Source organism: Bradyrhizobium sp. Cp5.3 (genome assembly GCF_000426265.1).
In the GTDB taxonomy this organism is placed as follows: Bacteria; Pseudomonadota; Alphaproteobacteria; order Rhizobiales; family Xanthobacteraceae; genus Bradyrhizobium; species Bradyrhizobium neotropicale.
Map to the genome: position 1 here is coordinate 1 of NZ_AUFA01000129.1, position 1,625 is coordinate 1,625.

The window sequence follows — 1,625 nt, forward strand, 5'->3', positions numbered from 1 at the left end:
CTCCGAGGGATAAGGCGCCGCCGTCCGGTTCAACTCCTCCAGCAGATACGCCCGCTCAGCGCACGACAGCAGCTCGATCCGCCCCACCGGCTGCTCGGCATCGGCAACCATCGCACCCAGCAGCGCCAGCAGATAGCCACCCTGCCGCTCGATCGTCCTCTGATCGAACAGCGCGGTGGCATAGCCCAGCGTTCCGGCGATCACCTCGCCATGCTCGCTTAAGTTCAGCTCCAGATCGAACTTGACCTGATCGTACCCATTCCCCACAGCCTCCACACTCAGCCCGGGAAGATCGAAGGACTGAGTGGCGTTGTTCTCCCAGGCCAGCATCACCTGGAACAGCGGCGTGTGATCAAGATGCCGCGGCGGCTGCACGATCTCCACCACCTGTTCAAACGGCAGGTCCTGATGTTCCTGCGCCGCCAAGGCCGTGCGCCGCGTCCGCTCCAACAGCTCCGCCACGCTCGGCTCGCCCGACAGGTCGAGGCGAAGCGCCAGCGTGTTGACGAAGAAGCCGATCAACTCTTCGATCTCGCGGCGGCCCCGATTAGCGCTCGGCACCCCGATCACAATGTCGTCCTGCCCCGACAGACGCGACAGCACCGCCGCCCACGCCGCCAGCACCGTCATGAACAACGTCGTGCCATGCCGGTGGCTCAGACGCCTCAACCCCCGTGTCAGATCCGCATCGATGACCACAGCCACACGGGCCCCGGCAAACAACTGGCGCGCCGGCCGCGGCCGGTCCGTCGGCAACGCAAGACGCGCCGGCGCACCGGACAGGGTGTTGCGCCAATACTGCGCCTGGTTCGAGAGCCGCTCGCCTGAGAGCCAGTGGCGTTGCCAGGCGGCATAGTCCGGATATTGGATCGCAAGCGGCGGCAGCGGATCGTCTTGTCCAGCCTCAAACGCCCGGTACAGCTCACTGAGTTCACGCACCAACACGCCCAGCGACCAGCCGTCCGAGACAATGTGATGCTGGGTCAGCAGGACGACGTGCTCCTCATCGCTCATCCGGATCAGACGACCACGAATCAGCGGGCCCCGCGCCAGATCAAACGGCGTGCGCGCCTCCTCCTTGCACAGCTCCACAAGCGCGGCTTCCGCATCGACCCTGTCCCGCAGGTCGTGCTCCACGACCTGCAGCGGCCCCTCCGGCGGCAGCAGCTCAACCCTGGGCTTGCCCTCCGAGGCCACAAAGATGCTCCGCAGCGCCTCATGGCGCGCCAACAAACCGTCAAGGCTGCGCTGCCAGGCGCGGCGGTCGAGCACGCCGCGCAACCGCCACGCCAGCGGCACGTGATAGGTCGTGCTGGCTGCATCCAGCTGCGCCAAAAACCACAGCCGCTGCTGCGCAAACGACGGCACAAGCGGCGCTTCGCGCGACACCGCCACAATCGCCGGCAGGTCTTGTGAGCCGGAGCGGCTCAACTCATCCACGATGCTCGCCGCCAGATCACCCAGCACCGGTTTGGCAAACAGCGTCCTCAGCGGCAGTGCGACCTCCAAAGCCTGCGAGATCCGGCTCAACAGCTGCACCGCCAAGAGCGAGTGGCCGCCCAGTTCGAAGAAGTGGTCGTGGCGACCAACCCGCGCCAGCCCCAGAAGCTCCGCCCAGATCTTGG

At 66.3% G+C, this 1,625-nt stretch carries 1 protein-coding gene; it reads right to left on the reverse strand.

From position 1 onward, the window contains the following. A partial coding sequence (locus tag K289_RS47365; protein ID WP_035688107.1) for a condensation domain-containing protein occupies positions 1 to 1,625 on the reverse strand: 1,625 nt, incomplete at both ends.